Origin of the sequence: Neoroseomonas rubea (assembly GCF_016106015.1) — a bacterium.
Lineage (GTDB): Bacteria > Pseudomonadota > Alphaproteobacteria > Acetobacterales > Acetobacteraceae > Neoroseomonas > Neoroseomonas rubea.
Map to the genome: position 1 here is coordinate 1 of NZ_JACADQ010000547.1, position 1668 is coordinate 1668.

2 protein-coding genes are annotated in these 1668 nt (G+C 73.7%); both read right to left on the bottom strand.

Translation table 11 applies throughout. From position 1 onward, the window contains the following. Window positions 1-836: pseudouridine synthase (locus HW577_RS24700; protein WP_332837808.1), on the bottom strand; the 836-nt coding region annotated here is incomplete at its 3' end. After that, a complete protein-coding gene (locus HW577_RS24705; RefSeq protein WP_198378740.1) occupies window positions 833-1546 on the bottom strand; it encodes a gamma-glutamyl-gamma-aminobutyrate hydrolase family protein in 714 nt (237 codons plus the stop codon). The genes HW577_RS24700 and HW577_RS24705, both read right to left, overlap by 4 nt. Between the last annotated feature and the right edge of the window lie 122 nt (window positions 1547-1668).

Consider the following 1668-nt stretch of genomic DNA (forward strand, 5'->3'; position numbering starts at 1 on the left):
CCGGCGCCGGCATTGCGCGCGCGCGGCGGGCGGCGCGGGCCTTCCGGCGGCGGCTCGGCCAGCGGCGCCTGCGCCACCTCCCGCAACCGCTTCGGCGCATCGAGGCCGAGCTGGTCGCGCAGCACCTTCGCGTTCACTTCCTCGACCGCGCCGCGCGGCAGCACGCCCAGCTGGAACGGCCCATAGGCGGTGCGGATCAGCCGCGTCACCTCAAGCCCCAGATGCGCCATCACGCGACGGATCTCGCGGTTCTTGCCCTCCCGGATCGAGACCGTGAGCCAGGCATTCGTCCCCTGCCGCGCATCGAGCCCGGCCTCGATCGGGCCGTACTGCACGCCCTCGATCGTCACACCCTGCGAAAGCCGCGCGAGTGCCGCCTCCTCCACCCGCCCATGCACGCGCACGCGGTAGCGGCGCAGCCAGCCATTGCTCGGCAATTCCAGCTTGCGCGCGAGCGCGCCGTCATTGGTCAGCAGCAGCAACCCCTCGCTCGTGAGGTCGAGCCGCCCGACGCTGACCAGCCGCGGCAGGCCCGGCGGCAGCTTCTCGAACACCGTCGGCCGGCCTTCCGGGTCGCGATGCGTCGTCACCAGCCCGGCGGGCTTGTGGTAGCGGAACAGCCGCGTGCGCTCGGCCGCCGCGACGGGCTTGCCATCCACCGTCACATGGTCGCCCGGCGTGATGAAGGTCGCCGGCGTCTCCACCACCTTGCCGCCGAGCTTCACGCGCCCCTCGGCGATCATCTTCTCCGCATCGCGGCGGGATGCGACGCCGGCGCGCGCCAGCCACTTCGCGATACGCTCCCCGCGCTTCGGATCGTCAGCCTCGTCGCTCACCGGCAGGCCTCCACGAAGGCGGAAAAGATCGCCGGGTCGCGCGGATCCACCGCGTATTCCGGATGCCACTGCACGCCGAGCGCGAAGCGATGGCCGGGATGCTCCACGCCTTCCACCACGCCATCGGGTGCCACCGCGTTCACCACCGCGCCCGCGCCCGGCGTCGCCACCGCCTGGTGATGCGCGGAATTCACGCGCATCGCCTCGGTGCCGACGATGCGCGACAGCAGCGTGCCCGGCGCGATCGCCACCTCATGCCCCGGCTCGGTGCGCGGGTTCGGCTGCTCATGCGCCAGCGCGCCCGCGACCTCGTCCGGGATGTGCTGGACCAGCGTGCCGCCGAAGGCGACCGCGAGCAGCTGCTGCCCGCCGCAGATGCCGAGCACCGGCTTGTCGGCCGCGAGCGCGGCACGCACCGCCGCCATCTCGAAATCCGTCCGCCCGGGCTTGAGCGTGACCTTGGGATGCGGCGCACCCCCGCCCCACAGCGCCGGGTCGACATCGAAGGCACCGCCCGTCACGAGCAGCCCGTCGAGCTCCGCCATATAGGCCGCGGCCAGCGACGGTTCGTGCGGCAGCGCCACCGGCAGCCCGCCCGCCGCCACCACGGCCGAGAAATAATTCTGCCGCAGCGCATACCAGGGCAGCTTCGACCAGCCGCCGGCCGGTTCCGAATCCAGGGTCACGCCGATGATGGGTCGCGCACGCATGGGTTGACCTAGCCCCGCGGCGCGCGCCGCGTCCAGCACGCGGAGACCCCGCGGGGGCGCAGCCCGCCCGGATCCAGCGGCGGGCGCCTCCCGCACGGCGTGCCGCCCGGCCCGCCGGGGGG

Coding starts and splice junctions, on each gene's coding strand:
- HW577_RS24705 (WP_198378740.1), bottom strand. CDS start 1,546: ATGCGTGCGCGACCCATCATCGGCGTGACCCTGGATTCGGAACCGGCC.